Annotated in this window: 17 protein-coding genes and 1 pseudogene; 10 read left to right on the forward strand and 8 right to left on the reverse strand. The window is 69.3% G+C overall.

The features are described 5' to 3' along the window. Positions 1–57: 57 nt before the first annotated feature. Both FHR32_RS36530 and FHR32_RS47480 read left to right on the forward strand, forming a co-directional pair. Complete coding sequence (locus FHR32_RS36530; RefSeq protein ID WP_184759090.1) at positions 58–1,206, forward strand: oxalate decarboxylase family bicupin; 1,149 nt, start codon at positions 58–60, stop codon at positions 1,204–1,206. A 561-nt stretch (positions 1,207–1,767) separates the two neighbouring features. Then, positions 1,768–2,079 (forward strand): annotated as a pseudogene (locus tag FHR32_RS47480) (IS701 family transposase); the annotation flags it as partial. A 240-nt stretch (positions 2,080–2,319) separates the two neighbouring features. Here the strand turns inward: FHR32_RS47480 and FHR32_RS36540 are convergent. The 3 genes from FHR32_RS36540 to FHR32_RS36550 form a co-directional block, all read right to left on the reverse strand. Next, positions 2,320–3,249, reverse strand: a complete 930-nt coding sequence (locus FHR32_RS36540) for a siderophore-interacting protein (protein WP_184759091.1) — start codon at positions 3,247–3,249, stop codon at positions 2,320–2,322. Between the two features lie 61 nt (positions 3,250–3,310). Further along, positions 3,311–4,372: a CHAP domain-containing protein gene (locus tag FHR32_RS36545; RefSeq protein WP_184759092.1), complete on the reverse strand. Its 1,062-nt coding sequence runs from the start codon at positions 4,370–4,372 to the stop codon at positions 3,311–3,313. A gap of 212 nt (positions 4,373–4,584) precedes the next feature. Beyond that, the gene (locus FHR32_RS36550; protein ID WP_184759093.1) at positions 4,585–5,109 is read right to left on the reverse strand and encodes a MarR family winged helix-turn-helix transcriptional regulator; all 525 of its coding nucleotides are present in this window, start codon (positions 5,107–5,109) and stop codon (positions 4,585–4,587) included. A gap of 274 nt (positions 5,110–5,383) precedes the next feature. Between FHR32_RS36550 and FHR32_RS36555 the strand changes: the two genes are divergently transcribed. Further along, entirely contained in the window at positions 5,384–5,833 is a 450-nt protein-coding gene (locus tag FHR32_RS36555) for a hypothetical protein (RefSeq protein WP_184759094.1), read from the forward strand. A 49-nt stretch (positions 5,834–5,882) separates the two neighbouring features. Here FHR32_RS36555 and pgi read toward each other — a convergent pair whose 3' ends face one another. Further along, the gene (gene pgi / locus FHR32_RS36560; protein WP_312882868.1) at positions 5,883–7,514 is read right to left on the reverse strand and encodes a glucose-6-phosphate isomerase; all 1,632 of its coding nucleotides are present in this window, start codon (positions 7,512–7,514) and stop codon (positions 5,883–5,885) included. A 46-nt stretch (positions 7,515–7,560) separates the two neighbouring features. Further along, a complete protein-coding gene (locus FHR32_RS36565) occupies positions 7,561–7,725 on the reverse strand; it encodes a hypothetical protein (RefSeq protein WP_184759096.1) in 165 nt (54 codons plus the stop codon). 136 nt (positions 7,726–7,861) lie between these two features. Here FHR32_RS36565 and FHR32_RS36570 point away from each other — a divergent pair, with 136 nt between their 5' ends. The 5 genes from FHR32_RS36570 (at position 7,862) to FHR32_RS36590 (ending at position 13,361) form a co-directional block, all read left to right on the forward strand. Next, positions 7,862–8,629 carry a DeoR/GlpR family DNA-binding transcription regulator gene (locus FHR32_RS36570; protein ID WP_184759097.1) on the forward strand — a complete coding sequence of 256 codons (768 nt, stop codon included), beginning with the start codon at positions 7,862–7,864 and terminating at the stop codon, positions 8,627–8,629. Between the two features lie 124 nt (positions 8,630–8,753). Beyond that, positions 8,754–9,833 (forward strand): ABC transporter substrate-binding protein, encoded by a 1,080-nt coding sequence (locus FHR32_RS36575; RefSeq protein ID WP_184759098.1) that lies wholly within the window; start codon positions 8,754–8,756, stop codon positions 9,831–9,833. A gap of 56 nt (positions 9,834–9,889) precedes the next feature. Then, positions 9,890–11,425 carry a sugar ABC transporter ATP-binding protein gene (locus FHR32_RS36580; RefSeq protein ID WP_184759099.1) on the forward strand — a complete coding sequence of 512 codons (1,536 nt, stop codon included), beginning with the start codon at positions 9,890–9,892 and terminating at the stop codon, positions 11,423–11,425. Continuing rightward, complete coding sequence (locus tag FHR32_RS36585; RefSeq protein WP_184759100.1) at positions 11,422–12,378, forward strand: ABC transporter permease; 957 nt, start codon at positions 11,422–11,424, stop codon at positions 12,376–12,378. Before FHR32_RS36580 ends, FHR32_RS36585 begins: the two co-directional genes overlap by 4 nt. Beyond that, positions 12,375–13,361: an ABC transporter permease gene (locus tag FHR32_RS36590; protein ID WP_184759101.1), complete on the forward strand. Its 987-nt coding sequence runs from the start codon at positions 12,375–12,377 to the stop codon at positions 13,359–13,361. Before FHR32_RS36585 ends, FHR32_RS36590 begins: the two co-directional genes overlap by 4 nt. Before the next feature lie 181 nt (positions 13,362–13,542). Here the strand turns inward: FHR32_RS36590 and FHR32_RS36595 are convergent, their stop codons facing one another. Together FHR32_RS36595 and FHR32_RS36600 are read right to left on the reverse strand one after the other, a co-directional pair. Then, entirely contained in the window at positions 13,543–15,306 is a 1,764-nt protein-coding gene (locus FHR32_RS36595) for a PD-(D/E)XK nuclease family protein (RefSeq protein WP_184759102.1), read from the reverse strand. A 404-nt stretch (positions 15,307–15,710) separates the two neighbouring features. Next, complete coding sequence (locus FHR32_RS36600) at positions 15,711–17,687, reverse strand: glycoside hydrolase family 32 protein (protein WP_184759103.1); 1,977 nt, start codon at positions 17,685–17,687, stop codon at positions 15,711–15,713. A gap of 322 nt (positions 17,688–18,009) precedes the next feature. Here FHR32_RS36600 and FHR32_RS36605 point away from each other — a divergent pair, with 322 nt between their 5' ends. Beyond that, a complete protein-coding gene (locus tag FHR32_RS36605; RefSeq protein WP_221466732.1) occupies positions 18,010–19,071 on the forward strand; it encodes a LacI family DNA-binding transcriptional regulator in 1,062 nt (353 codons plus the stop codon). A 58-nt stretch (positions 19,072–19,129) separates the two neighbouring features. On the opposite strand, the gene FHR32_RS36610 is transcribed toward FHR32_RS36605, so the two are convergent. Then, positions 19,130–20,071, reverse strand: a complete 942-nt coding sequence (locus FHR32_RS36610; protein WP_184759104.1) for a quinone oxidoreductase family protein — start codon at positions 20,069–20,071, stop codon at positions 19,130–19,132. Positions 20,072–20,198: 127 nt separating this feature from the next. Here FHR32_RS36610 and FHR32_RS36615 point away from each other — a divergent pair, with 127 nt between their 5' ends. Beyond that, on the forward strand, positions 20,199–21,086 hold the full coding sequence (locus FHR32_RS36615) for a LysR family transcriptional regulator (RefSeq protein ID WP_184759105.1): 888 nt from the start codon (positions 20,199–20,201) through the stop codon (positions 21,084–21,086). Positions 21,087–21,088: the final 2 nt, after the last annotated feature.

Consider the following 21,088-nt stretch of genomic DNA (forward strand, 5'->3'; position numbering starts at 1 on the left):
CCTATGCCATTCACCCGCGTCATTTGTCCATCGCACCGATACAAAGGATGAGCTCGCATGCGCGATCGTACGTACAAGAACATTCCGCAGCCCCAACGAAACGGCCAGGGAGGCGTCGACACGGGCCCCCGGAACATCGAGTTGGACATTCAGAATCCGGACCTGCTCACGCCGCCGGTCACCGACCGCGGCACCGTGCCCAACCTGAAATTCTCCTTCTCCATGGCGCACACCCGGATCGAGGAGGGCGGATGGACCAGGGAGGTCACCGCGCGCGAATTGCCGATCGCCACCACGCTGGCCGGCGTCGACATGCACCTCAACCCGGGCGCCTACCGTGAACTGCACTGGCACAAGGAGGCGGAGTGGGCCTACGTCCTGGAGGGCGGTTGCCGGATCGGCGCCGTCGACCAGGAGGGCTGCAACTTCCTCGACGACGTGCAGAAGGGCGACCTGTGGTTCTTCCCCAAGGGTGTGCCGCACTACATCCAGGCACTCGAGGAGGGTGTGGAGTTCCTGCTGGTCTTCGATGACGGATCGTTCTCCGAGAACTCCACATTTATGATCAGTGACTTCTTCGCGCACACGCCGAAGAGCGTCCTGGCGAAGAATTTTGGCTGGACGCTCGAGCAGATGGAGAACATGCCGGAGAAGGAGAAGTACATTTTCCAGGGCCAGGTGCCGCCTCCCCTGGAGTCCGACCGGGTGGTCAGCCCCACGGGTGACGTGCCGCGGACGTTCAAGCACCGGATGCACGCACAGGAGCCGATCCGGTTCGACGGCGGCACGGTGCGGATCGTCGACTCGAGGACCTTCGCGGCGGCCACCACCATCTCGGCCGCTCTCGTGGAGGTGGAGCCGGGCGGTCTGCGTGAGCTGCACTGGCACCCGACCGACGACGAGTGGCAGTACTGGATCTCCGGGTTCGGCCGGATGGGCGTGTTCGCCAGCTCGGGCCTGGCGCGGACGTTCAACTTCCAGGCCGGTGACGTCGGCTATGTGCCGTTCGCTTACGGGCACTACATCGAGAACCTCGGGAACGAGCCACTGGTCTTCCTCGAGATGTTCCGCAATCCGCTCTTCGAGGACATTTCAGCGATGCAGTGGATGGCCAACACTCCGCCGCAAGTCAGCGCCGATACGCTCAACGTCCCGAGGTCGATGATCGAGGCACTCCCGAAGACCAAGCGTAGCGTCGTCAGATGATCTCGTTACATCGGATGTCTCTGCTGGGGCCGGGACGGCGCCAGTCGCGCCGTCCCGGTGGGTTTGGCTGAGGTCAGAACTGGGGCGGCGGCTGGTCCACCCCGGCGGCTGGTGCGGCGCCGAACTCTGGGACTTCCTGCCCGGTCTGCCCAAGCCGCCAGGTCGCAAAGAGGGTTTTGTGGTCACCAGGCGCCCTCTTGGTTGAGACGGTCGAAGCACCACAGCAGTCGAAGCACCGCAGCACGGCCTCCTCCTCCCGAACGTGTCCTCAGCCGCCAACTACTGATCTTGAAATGCTTAGTACGGCAGCCGCCATTCGCCTTGTGAGCTGGCCAGATACCCGCCTGGGTCGATGTGATCTTGTGATGGGAATCCGGTCCAACGAGAGCAGCCGCTCGTGATCATGTCTGTATGAGAAGAACAAGATCGGGAGCGGCTGCTGCGCTCATCGTAGAGGCAGAGCGCGTCCAGCGGAGCATGAACGAACTGATGACCGCGCCGGCACCCGTGTTCGCACGGGTGGAGCCGCGCCTGCAGGCCGTCAAGTACGTCCGCGCGGTCATGTCCGACCTGCCCAAACGCAATGGTTGGAGCATCGCCGAGTGGGTGGGAGACCGCAGGCCCGATGCCACCCGGCGGCTGCTCGATCGGGCCGGCTGGGACACCATGGGTGCGATGAGCGTCATCCGCCGGTTCGCCATCACCGGCCTGGACGCCGCAGCCCGGCCTGGCAGCATGACCGTCGGCGCTCTGGGCGAGTCCGGGCAGGAAAAGAAGGGCCAGGCCACAGCGGGCGTTAAGCGCCGGCACATGGGCTGCGCGGGTGGCATCGACAACGGCATCAACACCGTCCACCTGGCCTACATCCGCAGCGGGGCCGGGCACGCGCTGTTCGGCTCACGGCAGTGGATCCCCGCCGAGCAGATCGACGACCCGGTCATCGCGATCACCACGACACTTTCACCTTCACTCCGGAAGGATGCAAGCGCCGCCCCGGCGCTGGATGACCCACGGCCAGAACTCCGTCGACAGCTACATTCGGTGATGTCGGCAGTCCTCACGGCATCGAATACACGACAGTCGATTACGCGAGGTCGCCAGTGTGGCACCCGCTCAGCAGTCCTCCGGACGTCCCAGCCGCCAGTAGCCCATGAACGCCACCGACGAGCGGTCGATCCCCACCTCCTGCACGAGATGGCGGCGGAGCCGCTTGACCATCCCGGCCTCGCCGGCAAGCCAGGCGTAGAGACCGTCGCCGTCCGTGACCCGCGGGATCTCCCACAGGATCTCGGTGTCGACGTCGACGTCCTCCAGCGGGCCGGCGGAGCCGGCGCCCGCCGGGGTGATCTCGCCGAGGACGTCGCGCACGGCCGGGACGAGCAGCTCGCCGTGCCGGGCGCTCCCGCGGGGCAGCCAGGCGACCTCCACACCCGGCCGTACGCGCAGGGGCAGGGCGTCGGCGGCCTCCGGCACCTCCAGCAGCACCCTGGCCCGCACGTCCCCGGAGAGGCTTTCGGCGATGGCGGTGACGGCGGGAACGGCGGTCTCGTCACCGGCCAGCAGCAGGTGCGTCGTCTGGGCCGGCGGAGCCCACTCCTGGCCGCCGATCGGCCCGGGGTGAGCGGCGTTGGGGCCGATGACCACGGCCCGATGGCCGGGGGTGACGGCGGATGCCCACCGGGAGGCGGGGCCGGTGTCACCGTGCAGCACGAAGTCGACGTCGAGCTCGTGCTGCCACGGCCGTACGGCGCGCACGGTGTAGGTGCGGATCGGGTTGCGCAGTTCCGGCGGCAGCGCCCGCCACCGCCGGTACCAGTCGGCCCCGTCCCCGACCGGGGTGAAGCCGCCGTCGGGCAGCGGGAGGACCAGCTTGATCCGCTGGTCGAACCCGTTGTCGGCGAAACCGGACAGTTCCTCGCCGCCGAAGGTGACCCGGACGAAGCTCGGGCTGAGCCGCGCGGTCCGCAGGACCTGTACCTGGAAGGCGCGGTAGGCCGGAATCTCCTCGGTGAGCTCCGGGGACCGCTCGCTGACGGCTGTCATCGTGCTGCCTTTGTTCGGGAATGTCGTCGCAAGGCAACTTAGCTTTGCCTAACCTAATTAATCAAGTCGGCGCCATGTGCCCGGCCGGGCCTTCCACGCGTTCTCCCGGATCGGACGAGTACGGTCGCCGGCCCGCCCTGGCTCTGCCGGGAGGCACGCCCTCACCGGTGAACCGCAGGCGCCGGTGGTGGTACGGCTCCGGCGCCGCTCCATCGCGGAGGGCGTGTTCCCCCCCGTCCCCACGCGGCCGTCCGGCTGCCGCCGTGGGCGTCCGCCGGCGCATGTGCCGCACCGCCTGTCTGGGCGCGGGCCGCCAGGTGGGGACGGCCGGCAGGTCGTCGCCGTCCGGCACGGGGGCCGCCGCCACGTCCGCCTCTACGCCGGAGTCCTGCCTGCGGTGCCGGCCTGCCGCCGGGACGCGGGGCCGTTCTGCCGCCGGAACGGGGGATCGCTCATCCGGTGAGAGATGGGACCGTCCTGCCGCCGAGGCGCGGGACCGGTGTCTGGCCAGGACGGACGTCACGCAGAGAATGCAGAGAACGAGGAGAAGCAGTGCCGCGGCCGGCGCGGCCTCCAGTACGGCCGTCTCCGGGCGGCCGGCCGAGGGGCCGGGGGCGGGGGCCGGCCGGATCTCGCTCAGCCCGGTCGTCCGCGCGACGGCCGAGTCCTTGGCGGAGGAGGCGCCTTCCAGATGCTGCTTGACCTTGCGCGGCAGCCCGTAGCCGACGACCTTGCTCTCGTCGCGCGTCTTGCGTTTCAGCCAGATCCCGTCGACGTTGCCCTCGATGGTGTGGAGCGTTCCACCGTCGACTCTCTCTACGAGGCCGACATGGTCGATGCCTTTGATGTCCTTGCCGCCCGACCAGTCGAAGAAGACCAGGGCCCCGGGTTCCGGCTTCTGTGACCACGCGTCCTGTGTCTCGAACCAGCGGGCGTGGGAGGGGGTCCAGGCGAACTGCCCGACGAAGTCCTCGACCCCCGCCTTTCCCGCCGCCCAGGCGATGACCATGTCACACCAGGGGGCCGTCCTGTACTGGGGGTCCTTCACCACGTTGGTCGCGTACCACTGGCCGAATGTGGTGTGCTGACCGGACTGCTCCTTGTAGCCGAGTTGCGGCTCCATGACTCTGAGGAGATCGTCACCGATCGGATCCATGGCCGTCAGCCACCCCGTCCACTCTCTCCCGCCCTTCCAGGAAGGGTGGTAGCCGCCCGATAATGACGGACTTTATTCAGTGGAAAGGTGAAAAGTCGGTCATTTTGATTAAATGACCACTCCGCAAGGTGGTTGAATACCGGATTCGGCAATGACGGGGACCCGGCGTATCCGATCCTTTATGATTGATCGGCTGTTTTCCCAGAGAGCCCGCGGGTGGTGCGCCGTGTGTCCGCGGAGCCGGAGGCCAGGCGGGCCGCCTGCTCGGCGCCCACCGCGGAGGTCCGGTGGAGATAGTCGCCGATGACGGCGAGCTGCTCGTCCGTGAAGTCGTCCAGGACCGAGACGAAGGCGTCGCCGGGAGTGTCCCAGGCGTCGTCCACCTCCGACACGCGCTCGGGGGCCAGTGAGACCAGAGTCTTCCTGCGGTCACCGGGGTCGCTGAGGCGGACCACCAGGCCTGCCCTGTCCAGCCGGTCCACCAGCCGGGTGGCGGATCCCGAGGTCAGACCGGTCAGCTTGGCGATCTCTCCCGTGGTCAGGGGCTCCGCCTCCAGCGAGAGCAGGCTGAGGCACTGCAGGTCGGTGGGGTGGAGCCCCAGATGGTCGGCGAGGGCCTGGTTGAACAGCGTGTAGGCGGCGTAATGCCTCCGACTCTCGGTCACCACCTGCTGGACCAGCCGTTCGCGACCCTCGTTCGGCATGTGGCGGTCACCCTTCCGTCATAACCTGTATGGCGCAGACAGTGTGTTGCGCATAATATGTGTTGCAACTTCATCCTATGCCGTGATCGTCACCGCGATCCTCGTGGCCGCGCCTTCCACACACGCCAAGCCGGCCGGGTCCAACCCGCGTAAGCCGGATCGTGACGCTCCAGCCGGGCCCGTTTCGCCGCGTACGCCGTGAAACGGGCCCGGCCTGGTCGAATAGCATGTGATCGCACGTTTACGGCATACGCGAGGGGTGGGACGGGTTTCCATGTTCGACGACAGGACACAGGAGACTCTCCGCCGCCTTCTGGATCTCGCGGAGCACCCCTCGACCCCGCAGCCCGAGCGGACTCTGGCCGTCACCCGGATCCGTGCGCTCATCATGGTCCCCGAGGGAGACGCGCGCCGGGCCCCGGTCACCCCGGCCATGGACGCCGACATCCTCAAGAAGATCAGGCCGCTGACCCGGCGCGTCGACGAGGACCTGGTGAACGAGGTCCACGGCGACCTCTACGCCTTCAGCACCCGTTACCGAGTGATCGGCGAGGTCGCCGACGAGATGGCCCGCCTGCTCGAACGCTGGAGCGCCGTCGTCCCCGAGAAACGGCACCGGCACGAGGAGACGGTCCGGATCGCGGCCTCGAAACTCGCCTACCTTCTGGAACGCCGCGACCTGTTCCGCAAGCCGAAGTGGAGCAACCGCCCGAGGGGGAAGTAGGCCCCTTCACGCGGCGGCGCCGGTGGAGCGGCACGCCCGCCGTGGACCGCTAGACCGCCCTTCCGCGCAGCTCGCGATACCTGCGCACGAGCGCGGCGGTCGACTCGTCGGGCGCGGAGTCCGGCGGCTGCTCGGAGGTGAGGGCGGGGGCCAGGTCCATCGCCATCTTCTTGCCGAGTTCCACGCCCCACTGGTCGAAGGAGTCGACACCCCAGATGGTGCCCTCGACGAAGACGATGTGCTCATACAGCGCGACCAGCTGGCCGAGCACCGAGGGGGTCAGGCGGGGCGCGAGGATCGTGGAGGTGGGCCGGTTGCCAGGCATCACCTTGTGCGGCACCAGGCTCTCCGGCGTGCCCTCGGCCGCGATCTCCTCGGCGGTCTTTCCGAAGGCCAGCGCCGAGGTCTGCGCCAGCAGGTTGGCGGTGAGCAGGTCATGCATGCCGTCCGGGTCCTCGTGCGGCTCGGCGAAGCCGAGGAAGTCGGCCGGCACCAGCCGGGTGCCCTGGTGCAGGAGCTGGTAGAAGGCGTGCTGGCCGTTGGTGCCCGGCTCGCCCCAGAAGATCTCGCCGGTCTGGACGGTCACCGGGCTGCCGTCGGCGCGCACCGACTTGCCGTTGGACTCCATGGTGAGCTGCTGCAGGTAGGCCGGGAAGCGGTGCAGCCGCTGGCTGTAGGGCAGGACGGCCCGGGTCTCGGCGTCGAAGAAGTCGTTGTACCAGATGCCGAGCAGGCCCATCAGCACCGGCATGTTCGCCGCGAACGGCGCGGTGCGGAAGTGCTCGTCGACGGTGTGGAAACCGTCGAGCATCTCGCGGAACCGCTCCGGGCCGATGGCGATCATCAGGGACAGGCCGATGGCGCCGTCGTAGGAATAGCGGCCACCGACCCAGTCCCAGAAGCCGAACATGTTGGCCGTGTCGATGCCGAACTCGGCGACCTTCTCGGCGTTGGTGGAAACGGCGGCGAAGTGCTTGGCGACGGCCTTCTCACCGAGCGCGTCGACCAGCCAGGCCCGGGCGACCTTGGCGTTGGTGAGCGTCTCGAGCGTGGTGAAGGTCTTGGAGCTGACGATGAACAGGGTGGTGGCCGGGTCGAGGCCCTTCATCGTGCCCGTGATGTCGGCGGGGTCGATGTTGGAGACGAACCGGGCGGTGATGCCCGCGTCGGCGAAGTCGCGCAGCGCCTCGTAGGCCATCGCGGGCCCGAGGTCGGAGCCGCCGATGCCGATGTTGACGACCGTCTTGATCGCCTGGCCGGTCTGGCCCTTCCACTCGCCCGAGCGCACCCGTGTGGCGAACTCGCCCATCTTGTCCAGCACCGCGTGCACGTCGCCGACCACGTCCTGGCCGTCGACGACGAGCTTGGCGTCGGCCGGCATGCGCAGCGCGACGTGCAGCACCGCGCGGTCCTCACTGACGTTGATGTGCTCGCCGGCGAACATCGCGTCGATGCGCTCGCGCAGCCCGGCCCGCTCGGCCAGCGCCACGAGCAGCTTGACGGTCTCGGCGGTGGCACGGTGCTTGGAATAGTCGAGGTACAGGTCGCCGGCGGTCAGTGACATCCGCTCGGCGCGGCCGGGGTCCTCGGCGAACAACTCCCGCAGGTGCTTGCCGGCCACGGCGTCGTGGTCGGTGGCCAGGGCCGCCCATTCCCGGCTCTGGGTGATATCGCCGCTCACGTGTCCTCCTCGCGCTGTCAAACCGATCACATCATCTCGTGACGCACTACCCGATCGAGACGATCCCGCGCACTGCATGGGCCGAATCTTTGCCCTGCGGCGGTGGCGGTTCGCGGTTGTGGATCGTCATGCCGAGCGTGCCGGTGACCGGCGTCGCGGTCTGGCCGGCACCGACGACGATGCCCGGCGCGCGCGAGCCGTACGAAGGCATGCCGGAACCCCGGTGGCGACCAGCACTGTCGCTCTATGACCGATTATGATCGAGTGAGATCACTTGGTCCAGGGCAAATGAGGTTGATGTGAAAAGTGGGGGAGAGACTTCGGGCCCGGCGGAGTATCGTCGTCCCGTGTTCGCCGCCGAGCGCCGTCAGCGCATCCTCGAGCTGGTCCGCGCCAACGGCGCCGTCTCCCTGCGCGAGCTGGCCCAGTCGGTGCAGTCGTCGGAGGTGACGGTCAGGCGCGACCTGCGCGCGCTGGAGGCGGAGGGGCTGCTCAACCGGCACCACGGCGGGGCCACGCTCCCCGGAGAGCTGTCACGCGAACCCACCTACTCGCAGAAGACGCAGATGGCCGCCGCCGAGAAGCGGGCCATCGCGGACCTGGCGGTCTCCCTCGTCGAGGACGGCGACGCGATCGTGGTCGGCGCGGGCACGACCACACAGGACTTCGCCCGGCGGCTGTCGCGGGTGACCGAGCTGGCCGTGGTGACCAACTCCCTCCTGGTCGCCCAGGCGCTCGCCGACTCCCCCCGGGTCGAGGTCGTCATGACCGGCGGCACGCTGCGGGGACCCATCCACGCCCTGGTCGGCAGCGCCGCCGAGCGTTCCCTGGCGGGCCTGCGGGTGCGAAGGGCCTTCATCTCGGGTAACGGGCTGACCGCCGAGCGGGGGCTGTCCACCCCCAACATGCAGGTGGCGAGCGTGGACCGGGCGCTGGCGGCGGCCGCGGAGGAGGTGGTCGTGCTGGTCGACCACACCAAGGTCGGCCTGGACACGATGGTGCAGACGGTGCCGACCGAGGAGATCACGCACCTGGTCACCGACGACGAGGCGCCGCGTGAAGTGCTGGACGATCTCGCCGGCCGGGGTGTGCGGATCCACGTCGCCCGGATCTAGTGACCGAATCTGATCGAATCTGATCAATCGTGACCTACTGATGTCCTTTTCTTTACGATTTTGTTTCCTGGCGGGATGACCATCGAGCCCATCGACGTTCCATCGTCTTGCCCAGGAGGGCACCATGACCCTGCTCACGAGCCGTTCGGGGAGAGTCGCCGCGCTGCTGGCCGTCGCCGTCCTCGTCGCGTCCGGCTGCGCCAAGTCCGAGGAGTCCACGGCCGCGCCGACCGGCGCGAGCACCCAGGGCGGACAGGTCGTCCAGACCCCGACCGCTCCGGCGGGAGCCGGATGCACCATCGACGCCTTCGGAGCCCAGAAGTTCGACCTGAAGACGGCCGTGGTCGGCTTCTCCCAGTCGGAGAAGGAGGCCAACCCCTTCCGGATCGCCGAGACCAAGTCGATCAAGGATGAGGCGGCCAAGCTCGGCATCGCCAACCTGAAGGTCACCAACGCCCAGTCGCAGTTCTCCAAGCAGATCAGCGACGTCCAGCAGCTCATCGCGCAGGGTGCGCAGCTACTCGTGATCGCCCCGCTCAACTCCGACGGGTGGGAGCCGGTCCTGCAGCAGGCCGCCGCCAAGAAGATCCCGATCATCACGATCGACCGCAAGATCAACGCCACCGCCTGCAAGGACTACCTGACCTTCATCGGGTCGGACTTCACCGAGCAGGGCAAGCGGGCGGCCGACCAGATGATCAAAGCGCTCGGCGGCAAGGGCAAGGTGGCCATCCTGCTGGGCGCACCCGGCAACAACGTCACCACCGAGCGGACCAACGGCTTCAAGGACCAGATCAAGGCCGCCGCCCCGGACATCGAGATCACCTTCGAGCAGACCGGCGAGTTCGCCCGTGAGAAGGGCCAGCAGGTCACCGAGCAGCTGATCCAGTCCAACCCCGACATCAACGGCCTCTACGCCGAGAACGACGAGATGGCGCTGGGCGCCGTCACCGCGCTCAAGGGGGCGGGCAAGAAGCCGGGCGAGGTGCGGATCGTCTCCATCGACGGCACCCGTGGCGCCGTCCAGGGCATCGCCGACGGCTGGCTGTACGCGGTGGTGGAGTCCAACCCGCGCTTCGGGGCGCTGGCCTTCGAGACCGCCCAGAAGTTCGCCGGCGGGGAGAGCATCCCGGAGAAGGTCGTCATCTCCGACCGGGAGTACGACAAGGGCAACGCCAAGGACTCGATCGCCGAGGCCTACTGATCATCGGAGATCGGTCCGGGGCGGCGCCGCCCCGGACCCTTCGGGAAGGGAGCCCAGTGGCAGGCAACGGCCAAGTCCTCCAGGCCGCCGGGGTGGTGAAGGCGTTTCCCGGCGTCCGTGCCCTGGACCACGTGTCGTTCACGCTCGGCGGGGGAGAGGTGCACGCCCTGGTGGGGGAGAACGGCGCGGGTAAGTCGACGCTGATCAAAGTGCTCACCGGGGTCTACCAGGCCGACGCCGGCCAGGTGAGATACCGGGGCGAGCCGGTGAGCTTCTCCAACCCGCTCGACGCCCAGCGGGCCGGCATCTCCACGATCTACCAGGAGGTCAACCTCGTCCCGTCGATGAGCGTGGCCCGCAACCTGTTCCTCGGGCGCGAGCCCAGGGGCCGGTTCCGGCTCATCGACTTCGGGGCCATGCACGAGCAGGCGAGGGAGACCCTCAAAGGGTACGGCGTCCACGTCGATGTGCGGCGTCCCCTCGGCTCCCTGGGCATGGGCACCCAGCAGATGGTCGCGCTGGCCCGCGCCGTCTCCGTCGACGCCCAGGTGGTGATCATGGATGAGCCCACCTCCTCGCTGGAGCCGCGCGAGGTGGGCAGGCTGTTCGAGGTGATCCGGGGGCTGCGAGACCAGGGCCGCTCGGTGATCTACGTCAGCCACCGGCTGGACGAGCTCTACCAGATCTGCGACCGCGTCACCGTCCTGCGCGACGGCAGGCTGGTCCACACCGGCAAGCTGGCCGAACTGGAGCGCCTGCGCCTCGTCTCGCTCATGCTGGGCCGCAAGATATCCGAGGTCCGGGCCGAGGGCGCCACCAAGTTCAGCGGTTCCCACGGGCAGGGCGAGGAAGATCCGCCGGTTCTCACCGCGACGGGCCTCACCCGCAGGCACCTGCTCGACGGCGTCTCCATCGCGTTGCGACCAGGTGAGGTCGTCGGACTGGGCGGCCTGCTCGGCGCGGGCCGTAGCGAGACGGCCAAGGCGATCGCGGGCGCGCTCAGATTGGAGGCGGGCGAGGTCGTCGTGGCGGGCGTCCCACTGCGCACCGGCTCGGTGCCCGTCGCGATCCGTGCCGGGATAAGCCTGCTGCCCGAGGACCGCAAGGCCGAGGGGATCGTGCCGACCCTGTCGGTGCGGGAGAACATCGCCCTGGCCGCGCTGCCCCGGCTGTCTCGAGCGGGGATCGTCTCCGACCGGCGCATCGACAGGATCGTGGAGACCTTCATGAAACGCCTGCAGATCAAGGCGGCCGGCCCGCACCAGCCGGTCGCCGAGCTGTCCGGCGGCAACCAGCAGAAAGTACTGCTCGCCCGCTGGCTGGCCATGAACCCCAAGGTTCTGCTGCTGGACGAGCCCACCCGGGGCATCGACGTCGGCGCCAAGGCCGAGGTGCAGATGCTGATCGACGAGCTGGCCGTGGACGGCCTGGCCGTCCTGCTCATCTCCTCCGACCTTGAGGAGATCGTCGAGGGCTCCGACCGGGTCGTGGTGCTGCGCGACGGCACCGTGGCCGGCGAGCTGCGCGGTCCTGAGGTGAGCGAGGAGGCGATCATGTCGATGATCGCGCGGCCCGAGGAGAGCGTCCGATGACCGAGGCGACCACGGCCCGGCCGGCATTCGAGCGGGCGGCGCTGCTGGCGTGGCTGCAGAGATACGGCGTCTACGCCGCCGTCGTCGCGCTCGTCCTGTTCAACGCGGCCTTCACGCCGAACTTCCTGGCCGTCGGCAACTTCCGCACCCAGTTCGTCCAGGTCGCCCCCATCGTGGTGGTCTCGCTGGGCATGGCGCTGGTGATCGGCACCGAGGGCATCGACCTGTCGGTGGGCTCGGTCATGGCGCTGTCGGCGTCGATGATCGCCCTGTATCTCGGCTATGGCGCGTGGCCGGCGATGCTCATGGCGATCCTCGCGGGGGCGGTCGCCGGCGCGGTGGGCGGCACGCTCGTCGCGGTGGTCGGCGTGCAGCCGATCGTCGCCACCCTCGCTCTGCTGGTCGGCATCCGGGGGCTGGCCAATGTGCTGCTGCCGCAGCTGAAGGAGATCCGTAACCCGACGCTCACCGCTCTGGGCAGCGAGTCGGCGCTCGGCGTGCCGCTCGTCGTGCTGGTGGCGCTCGCGCTGACCCTTGTGGTGCTGTTCGTCGTCCGCAAGAGCACTTTCGGCCGGCAGGTGGTCGCGGTGGGCGGGAACCGGATCGCCGCCGAACTCGCCGGTCTGCCGGTGAGGCGCATCCTGCTTCTCGTCTACGTCGTCTCCGGCGTGCTCGCCGCGGTGGCGGGGATCCTCGCCAGCTCCCGGCTCCAGGCCAGCGACCCCACCTCCCTCGGCCTGTTCATGGAACTGTCGGCCATCACCGCGGTGGTCGTGGGCGGCACCTCGCTGACGGGCGGCAGGGTGCGGGTGCTCGGGACGGTGATGGGCGCACTGCTGATGCAGCTGCTCCAGGCCACCCTGATCAAGCACAACCTGCCGCAGTCCTGGACCCAGATGGCCCAGGCTGTGATCATCCTCGCCGCCGTCTACGCCGCCAGGGAGCGCCGATGACCCTCACGACGGTTCCGCCGGAGACAGAGGCGGCCAGGGAGCGCGCCGGGCGCCTGTTCCGGCAGCACGGCGCGCTGATCGTGCTCGGAGTCCTGCTGGTCGTGGGCTCGCTGACCTTCGACTCCTTCGCCACCGTGGCCAACTTCGGAAACATCGCCACCTCGTCGTCCTTCCTGGCGATCATCGCGATCGGCATGACCTTCGTGATCATCTCGGGCGGCATCGACCTGTCCGTGGGGTCGATCTTCGTGCTCAGCGGTGTCCTGGCGGCGTACGGCTCGCAGTACGGGTTCCTGGTGGCACTGGCCCTGCCGCTTGCGGTGTCCGGGCTGTTCGGCCTGGCTCAGGGCCTGATCATCGCCAGGACCGGGATGGCGCCGTTCATCGTCACCCTCGCCGGTCTCCTGGGCGCCCGCGGCCTGATGCTGGCCATCTCCGACGAGGGCGCGGCGACCTACCTGGTCAGGGATCCGCTCTTCGCCAAGCTGGGGCAGGGTTCCGTCCTCAACACCGGATACCCCGTACTGGTCGCCGCCGTCCTGCTGGTCGCCGCGATGGTCCTGCTGCAGCGCACCGGCTTCGGGCAGAACGTCTACGCCATCGGTGGCGGCGAGGACGCCGCCGGGTTCATGGGCGTTCCGGTCGCGCGCACGAAGGTCGCCGTCTACCTGATGTCGGGACTGCTGGCGGGCCTGGCCGGGGCACTGAACGCGGCCCGGCTCTCCTCGGGCGTGACCATCCTCGGCATCGGCCTGGAACTCGACGTGATCGCGGCCGTGGTCATCGGCGGCACCCTGCTCACCGGCGGCTCGGGAGCCCTCGGCGGCACGATCGCGGGGGCGCTGCTCCTGGGGGTGATCCAGAACCTGATCAACCAGGTCGGCGACCTCAACGCCTCCTTCCAGCAGGTGGTGAGCGGGCTCTTCCTCGCCCTCGTGGTGATCGCGCACCGCTTCCTCGGCGGGGCGCGCCGGATCGAGTGATCAAGCCCCTCCGTCTGGGACCTCCGTCTGGGACGTCGCCGGGGTGCCGTCAGGCGCCGTCGCCGTCCCGGACGGAGGTCCGCAGCCTCTCGATGAACTCGGGTTAGGCCTCCCGCCCGGCCGGCGTGGTGGTGTGCATCGCCACGCGGACGTGGCAGCCGTTGCGGGCGGCCACCGTCATTCAGAGAGCGGGCTCGTCGTCGGTGACGGGGGTGGCGATCGCCTCCGCGACCGCCGCGGCCCGGCTGCCGGCGAGGCCGGAGGCCCGCAGGATCTCGCCGGTGACAGGGTCGATCACCAGGCCGTCCAGGACGAGCGGCGCGCCGTCACCGGCGTCGAAGGAGTCCGGACACCAGCGCGTCACCGGGCAGACACGGCACCACGGACCGGGGGCCGGACTGAAGTCGGTGTCGCGGTGCCACGCGCGGACGCGGTCGGACACGACGGCCCGGGCGGTCGCGAGCACTTCCGGCTCCGCGACGTCGAAGGTGATGACCTCGCCCGACACGGGGGTGAGCTGCTCCATCTCGACCAGCCCGCCGGTGTCGCCGAACGCGCCGTCTGCGATCAGGCAGACGGCCAGGGCGAGCTGCGGGACCAGCTCCAGCGCGTTCTCGGCGGTGATGCCGGGGTGCACCGCGGAGGTCTTCTGCTCCCGGTAGACCAGGCGCCCGTCCACCCGGCGGAGCAGATCGGGGTTGGCGATGACCAGGACGTCGGCGTCGGTGTCGTAGGCGGCGACCCGGGGCTCGGGCGTGACCTGGGTGACCTCGCCGTCGGCCAGCGGGCATACACGCAGGTGCTGGAGCAGGTACGGCCAAGCCTGGCGGTAGTCGTCCCGGCTCACCGACGACCCGGCCCACGCGAGGTCGCCGGTCTCGGGGTCGGGCAGGTCGTCCGATGTGCACGGGCCCGCTCCGGGGCGGCTGTGTACGGTCTCCAGCCACTGGTGCACGAGCAGCCCGCGCCGGACCGCCGTGCTCTCGGAGTCGTCGGCGGGCAGCCGGAGGTCGCGCATATGCGCCTGCGCCGGGCAGATCTGGTACTGCCGGGACGTCGTGATCGACCAGGTGCGCCGGTGGGTGCCCCGGTCGGGCAGGCCCAGCAGCCCCGGCGTCCTCGGGAGCGTGCCGCACGAGGCGCGGAGCTTGCAGTCCGCGCAGTCGCCACCGGGTGACCTGTGACCACCGGCCAGCAGACCGGTGGCCACAGGTCTGGCGGAGGCGAGATAGGCGCGCCGTACGTCCTCCGGCGCGGCGTCCACGAGCACCGCCGCAGTGCCGTCGGTGAGACCGACCTCGACCACCCGCACCCGCGCCGGGTCCGCGCCGGGCTCGCGGACCGGGACGGGAACGCTCCGGTAGAGGTCCTGGGTGCCGCCCACCGCCCGGTCGCCGGCCGCGGCCACGTAGGCCATCGCCAGCGTGGCCGGGTCGTCGGCCCGGCCCAGCGGCCGTCGCAGCCGCATCCGGCGGAACTCCACCACGGCGCCGTCCGGCGAGCCGTACCAGCGGCCCCACGCGGTCAGGGCCCGCATCTCCGCGGACGAGCCGCTCCGCTGGACGATCCGTGGATGGCGTTCCGGGCGGAGGCCGCCCCCCTCCGCGGCCAGGCTCTCGGCCGTCTCCAGGTAGGTGCGGCAGGCGTGCAGGATCCAGCGCGCGGCCCCGGGATGCACCGGGTCGCGGTTGTCCTCGACGGCACGTCTGACCGCTCCCTCCACGTCGGCGCCGTCGAACTCGACGGCGTCCAGCGCCCGCATGACCAGGCCGAGCGGGAAGCTCTCCCAGGGGGCGAAACGCCGCCGCTCGAAGACCTGCGGCCGCACGTCCGGGCGGGCCTTGGCCGCGGCGAAGTCACCGCAGTCACCCTCACGGCGGTCGAGCATACTGGCGGACAGCCGGATGATGTCCGGATTTCCGATGAGTTCCGACCGGAGGGTCATGTCGCCTCCTGGCTGCTTTGCATAAAGGCCACCTTAAATACGGAGAGTCAGCATTTGCTTGATTTCTTCCTGGATGTTGTCCAGGGGTCCTGGAGTCCAGCACTTCCGAGTCCTGTTTACTCGTCTCTCTACTCCCGCTACTACGTCAACCTCACCGCCTGACGCGACCACCCGGCAGAACCCCTCCAACGCCGGCGTCTCCACACGCGGCGCCACCGCGATCGGAGCGTCGAACCGCCGGTGCGCGGTGATGAAACGATCTTTCGGCCAGACGCACGCCGATGTGATGCGGTGCCGTGTGGGCCAACGGAAAGGGAGGGCGGGCGTCCACGCCTCCACCCTGGAGTGATTCACCTGCTCCCGGGGCCCGGGAGCAGGTGAATGATCGGGGATGTACGGAGGCGTCAGCTGACGGTGGCGTTGCGGATCGTGCCGGTGCTGTTCCACACGTTGATGCCGAAATAACCGCTGGCGGTGGCGGTGTCCGTCACGTCGATCACCGGTTCTGCGCTGTTCTCGAAGTACACCTGGATGCGCGGCCCGGAAGCGACCACCTTGAGGTGATACGAGGTGCCCGGTGTGATGGTGGTGTGATAGTCGGCAAGCACGGCGCCCGGTCGCCACAGCCGTACGAAGCCGCCGGTGTCGATGTTGGCGGTGTAGTGCGTGGCCAGGTCGGCGCTGGCCCTGAAGGTGAGGGCCGCGGCGGCGCCGGGCGCCTCAGGACGGAGATCTCCCTCGTATGTGAAGTCCGAGCCGGTCTGGCTGCTCAGATAGAAGGCGTTGCCACCGGACGTGGTGCCCGTCTTGCCGTCCGCCAGGCTGGTCCAGGTGCCGCCGACCGGGCGCCACGGCCCCGCGAGATTGCTGCCGGGGTTGGTGCCGGGGGTGGACGGCGGCCAGATGCGCTCGAGGTCGTGATACTTCAGCGAGACCAGCTTCACCTTGCCCCCGGTGGCGTAGACCGAGATGCCCTGGCTGTCAGGCCCGGCTGTGAAGTTGACGTTGTCGCTGTAGGACAGCTTGCCGTCGTTGCCGAAGATCTCGAGCTGGCCGCGGTCGACGAGGAGGTGCATCGTGACGCGCCCGTTCTCCGGTGCGAGGGGCGCGCCGTACAGCGTCTGGTCGGCGCGGTTGTAGGCGACCTTGCGGTCGTAGCTCCCGTCGGCGCGGGTGTGCAGCAGCAGGCCGAACTCGGACGCGGTGGCACCGGCCGCGTCGAACTCGGCGGTGATCTCGTAGGTGTCACCGGCGATCCCGGTGAGCGGGTTGGAGGCCGGGCTCTCGGTGATCGTCCGCTGTGACCAGGAGCGGCCCTTGGTGCGGATACCGGAGATCTCGCGGACCGGGTTGCGGACGACGCGCATGCCTTCGGAGAAGGTGCGGAGCTTCAGTTCGGTGGGGAAGCCGGCGTTGCCGGTCCACGAGCCGCCGCGGTTGCCGGGCTGCCAGGCGATCTGGACGATCCGGTTCTTCGGCATGTTGTTGAAGGTCAGCGGCGCGTAGACGGTGCCGCCGGGATCGTTCCTGCCTCGGTCCATGCGCTGCGGCGCGGTCCAGGTGGTGGCGAACCGGGTGCCGTCGAAGTCGCCCACCACGTACTCCATGCTCGCGTCGTTGAGCACCCACTTGACCGTGCGGCCGCCGTCCAGCGGCAGCGGGTACATGTCCGGGCACTCGAACAGCCAGTCGGCGGCGAAGCGGCTGGCGAACGTCCAGTCAAGCAGGTTGCGGGAGGTGTAGATGTCGACTCCGTTGCCGCCCTCGTTGGACCAGACCACCATCACCCACTTACGGGTCGCCTGGTGCCAGAAGACCTTGGGGTCACGGCTCTCCCCGCGAGGGGTCACCACCTTGCGCCCGTTGTCGTAGGACGTGAAGGTCTTCGCCCCGTCGGTGCTGTAGTTGATGGTGACCCCGTTCGTGCCGGTGAACACCACGATCGGGTCGTCCTTCTTGCCGGCCTTCAGTCCGGAGGTGTTGTCCTTGTCCACCACGCCGGCCCCGGACCACAGGTCACCGGGATGCACGCCTGGCTCCAGCGTGATGGGCTGCTGGGTCCAGTGCACGAGGTCGGGGCTGGTGGTGTGTCCCCAGTGCATGGTGTCCCAGCCGAGCCCGTGCGGATTGTGCTGGAAGAACAGGTGGTACATGCCCTTGTAGTACAGCGGGGCGTTGGGGTCGTTCATCCAGCCGCCGCGCGGGCTGAAGTGGAACTGGCCCCGATAGGGCTCGTCGTAGGCACCCTCGCTGGTTGTGGGGTACGGGTATTCGGGGTAGTCGGCCGGGTCGCCGGCAAAGGCGGGAGAGATGCCGGGGACCAGTAAGGCCAGCGTGGTGAGGAGTATGAGGACGAGCTGCGGAGGTGACGCTCGACGCATCGATCTTCCCTTCGGGGGTGAAGGCAGGAGAGAACCGGCAGGTCGGTAACGTGACGTTGTCGCCGGGGCGAAAGCGGGAGCAGCGGGCAGGCGGAAACCGTTGGGCACGCGGGACCGCCACGGAGGGCCGCCGGAGTTCTGCGGCACTGTTGCGTACAGGTTAAGGAAACGTTTCCTCGATCCGCTGGCAAGTATTGAGGGACGCTCTGGAAAAGTCCAGGGGCGGTGCCCCGGAAAATTCCGGTGTACTGGACAGCCGCTCGCGGGACATCGGAAAATGACGGGGCGGCGCACGGCCGGCCGGTACCGAAGGAGACGACAAGTGGCCGCACAACGTGGGCGGGCAACGGGGCGACCTCCGACGATGAAGGACGTCGCCGCGCTGGCCGGCGTGGGGCTGGCCACCGTTTCCCGGGTCATCAACGGCACTCCCGTCGACCCCGTGCTGACCGCTCAGGTGACGGAGGCCGCGAAGCAGCTCGGTTACCGGCATGATCCGACCGCGAGCAGCCTGCGGCGGTCGGACCGCCGGACGCGCACCGTCGGACTGATCCTCGAAGACGTGGCCAACCCTTTCTCCTCCTTGCTGCACCGGGCCGTCGAGGACGTCACCAGCGAGCTCGGGCTGCTGCTGCTGGCGGGCAGCAGCGACGAGGATCCCGAGCGGGAACGGAGCCTGCTCGGGGCCTTCCACGCCAGACGGGTGGATGGGCTCATCGTGGTACCCACCGGCCAGGTCAACGACGAACTGCAGGCGGTGCGGCGGCAAGGCATGCCGATCGTGTGCGTGGACCGGGCCGCCGAGTTGGACGGCGTCGACACCGTCACGGTGGACAACGCCGGGGGCGTCGGCGACGCGGTCCGGCGGCTGCACGCGCTCGGGCATCGCGAGATCGCCTTTCTCGGAGATCAGGTCTCGTTGTGGACCGCCCAGCGGCGATGGGAGGGATTCGTCGCGACGATGGCCGCGCTGGCCTGCCCGCTGCGGGAGGGCTGGGTGCGCCGGGACCTCCACGGCGAGGCGGCCGGAGAACGGGCGGCCCGTGAGGTCCTCACCGGCGACACGCTGCCCACCGCCCTGGTGACCAGCCAGAACCTGCTCACCATCGGCGCGCGGTACGCGCTGCAGGACCTCGGGCTGCAGCACACCGTCGCGCACGTCGGCTTCGACGACTTCGAGCTGGCGAACCTGCTGAGCCCGCCGCTGTCGGTGATCGCCCAGGACCCGAAGGCACTGGGCCGCCGCGCCTCGGAACTGCTCCTCTCGCGTCTGGACGGCTACGAGGGGCCGGAGCGCCACGTCGTGCTGCCGACCCGGTACGTCGCACGCGGATCCGGCGAGATCACCCGGCCTCGGCCGGGTAGGGGTGATACCGCTCGCTGAAGCCGTACGGGTCAGGTCCGGGTCGTGGGCGAAGGTGTCCACGAGTCCGTCGGCGCTCTCAAGGGCGCAGAACGACCTTCCCCGTCGTGCGGCGGGCGAGCATGTCCTCGTGGGCCCGGCGGGCGTCTGAGAGCGCGTACTCCCCGCCGACGATCGGCCGCAACCGTCCGGAGGCGGTGAGATCGAGCAGTTCCTTCAACGGTTCCCGATAGCCTCCGGGGAGCCGGATGGCAGGCCGCACCCAGAAGCCGGTCACGGAGAAATTGAGCTCCGTGAGGCGGTCCACATCGATCGGAGAGGGGCTCTGGTGGGAGGCGGTGCCGTAGCTGACCAGGCGGCCGAAGTCGGCCACCGCGCCGAGCGCGGCGTCGAACACCGGGCCGCCGACCGCGTCCAGGACGACGTCGGCGCGGTGGCCCAGGTTGGCCTCGATCACCCGCTCGGCGTAGCCTTCCGCCTCACCGTCCACGGCCACGTCCGCGCCCAGACTCAGCGCCAGCGCCTGCTTCTCCTCGCTGGACGCCGTGGCGATCACGCGGCCCGCCCCGAACTCCCCGGCGAGCTGGACCGCCAGGTGCCCCACGCCGCCCGCCGCCGAGTTGACCACGACGCGCTCCCCCGGCAGCACACGCGCCGCCGAGCGGATCAGATGCCATGCGGTCAGGCCCTGGACCAGCAGGGCGAGCGCCTCGCCCGCGCCGATCTCCTCCGGCAGTTCGACGACGTCCTCGTCGTCGATGAGGGCCTTGGACGCGTAACCGCGCCGGGCCAGGCCCATGACGCGGCGGCCGTCGGCTGTGCGTCCGACGATCTCCCCACCGGGGACGAACGGCAGGTCCGGGGGGAGGTAGGTTCCGGCGACGCGTTCGGTGTCGGCGAAGTTCACTCCCGCGGCCTCGACCTCGACGAGGAGCCGGCCCGGCTCCGGCACCGGATCGGGCAACTCGACCTCGGTCAGGACCTCGGGCCCGCCGATACGGGTGATCTGGATGGCGCGCATGGGATACCCCCTGTTTTTCGATGACCTGCTGTGCCCGTCAGCCTAGGAAGGCGCGGACCGGGGAATCAGGGGGCAACGTGGACGGGGACCAGTTCTTCCATGAGCGGCGTTCATATAACGTCTCCCCATGACGCACGAGGATCTGACGGCCGGCGAGCTGCGCATTCTGGCCGCCGTGGAGCGGGAACGCTCCTTCTCCGCCGCCGCGATCCGGCTCGGCCTCACCCAGTCGGCGGTCTCCTACGCCGTCCGCGCCGCCGAACGGAAGATCGGCATGGTGCTCTTCCAGCGTGGGCGCAACGGTGCCCGGCCCACGGCCGCGGGCACGGCGGCGGTCGGGCACGCCAGGCGGATCCTGCGCCTCATGGACGTCATGAGGGCCGAGGCGCACGCGGCGTCGACGGGGGAGACGACAGGCAACATCAAGGTCGCGGCGTTCCGCAGCGCGGCCTTCCACCTGCTGCCCATGGTGCTCGCGCGGTTCGCCCGACGCTACCCGAAGGTCACGGTGGATGTCCGGATCGTGCAGGAGATCGGCAGGGGGATCGCGGGGGAGGTACTGGAGGGCCGGGCCGATCTCGGCATCGTCACGTTTCCTTCCAGAGTCGCCGGTCTGGTCGGCAGGGACCTGTTCGCCGAGCCGTACGTGCTCGCCTATCCGGCCGGGCACCCGGATCCGCGCAGCCTGCCGATGATCGACTGGCACGAGAACTGCTCGGTGGAGACCAAGCGGTGGCTGGACAGGCAGGCGTGGATCCCGCCGAGCGACATCCAGGTCGAGGACGACGGGGTCGTGCTCTCGATGGTCGGCTACGGTCTCGGCAGCGCGATCGTCCCCCGTCTCACCCTTGTCGACGCGCCACCCAAGGTCGCGATGGAGGAGCTCGACGCGGCCCCGCCGATCCGGCGCGTGGGTTACGTCACCACCTCCGAGATGGCGAACTCGGCCGTCGTCCGCGAGCTGGTCGGCGAGCTCCGGGCCCACTGCGCCAAGCGGTTCGCCGCCGTCGGCTGAGC

This window comes from Streptosporangium album, from assembly GCF_014203795.1.
In the GTDB taxonomy this organism is placed as follows: domain Bacteria; phylum Actinomycetota; class Actinomycetes; order Streptosporangiales; family Streptosporangiaceae; genus Streptosporangium; species Streptosporangium album.

What these genes read in the sequence shown, in the direction of transcription:
- FHR32_RS36530 (WP_184759090.1), top strand. Translation starts at nt 58, where the DNA reads ATGCGCGATCGTACGTACAAGAACATTCCGCAGCCCCAACGAAACGGC.
- FHR32_RS36540 (WP_184759091.1), bottom strand. Translation starts at nt 3,249, where the DNA reads ATGACAGCCGTCAGCGAGCGGTCCCCGGAGCTCACCGAGGAGATTCCG.
- FHR32_RS36545 (WP_184759092.1), bottom strand. Translation starts at nt 4,372, where the DNA reads ATGGAGCCGCAACTCGGCTACAAGGAGCAGTCCGGTCAGCACACCACA.
- FHR32_RS36550 (WP_184759093.1), bottom strand. Translation starts at nt 5,109, where the DNA reads ATGCCGAACGAGGGTCGCGAACGGCTGGTCCAGCAGGTGGTGACCGAG.
- FHR32_RS36555 (WP_184759094.1), top strand. Translation starts at nt 5,384, where the DNA reads ATGTTCGACGACAGGACACAGGAGACTCTCCGCCGCCTTCTGGATCTC.
- FHR32_RS36565 (WP_184759096.1), bottom strand. Translation starts at nt 7,725, where the DNA reads ATGCCTTCGTACGGCTCGCGCGCGCCGGGCATCGTCGTCGGTGCCGGC.
- FHR32_RS36575 (WP_184759098.1), top strand. Translation starts at nt 8,754, where the DNA reads ATGACCCTGCTCACGAGCCGTTCGGGGAGAGTCGCCGCGCTGCTGGCC.
- FHR32_RS36585 (WP_184759100.1), top strand. Translation starts at nt 11,422, where the DNA reads ATGACCGAGGCGACCACGGCCCGGCCGGCATTCGAGCGGGCGGCGCTG.
- FHR32_RS36590 (WP_184759101.1), top strand. Translation starts at nt 12,375, where the DNA reads ATGACCCTCACGACGGTTCCGCCGGAGACAGAGGCGGCCAGGGAGCGC.
- FHR32_RS36595 (WP_184759102.1), bottom strand. Translation starts at nt 15,306, where the DNA reads ATGACCCTCCGGTCGGAACTCATCGGAAATCCGGACATCATCCGGCTG.
- FHR32_RS36600 (WP_184759103.1), bottom strand. Translation starts at nt 17,687, where the DNA reads ATGCGTCGAGCGTCACCTCCGCAGCTCGTCCTCATACTCCTCACCACG.
- FHR32_RS36610 (WP_184759104.1), bottom strand. Translation starts at nt 20,071, where the DNA reads ATGCGCGCCATCCAGATCACCCGTATCGGCGGGCCCGAGGTCCTGACC.
- FHR32_RS36615 (WP_184759105.1), top strand. Translation starts at nt 20,199, where the DNA reads ATGACGCACGAGGATCTGACGGCCGGCGAGCTGCGCATTCTGGCCGCC.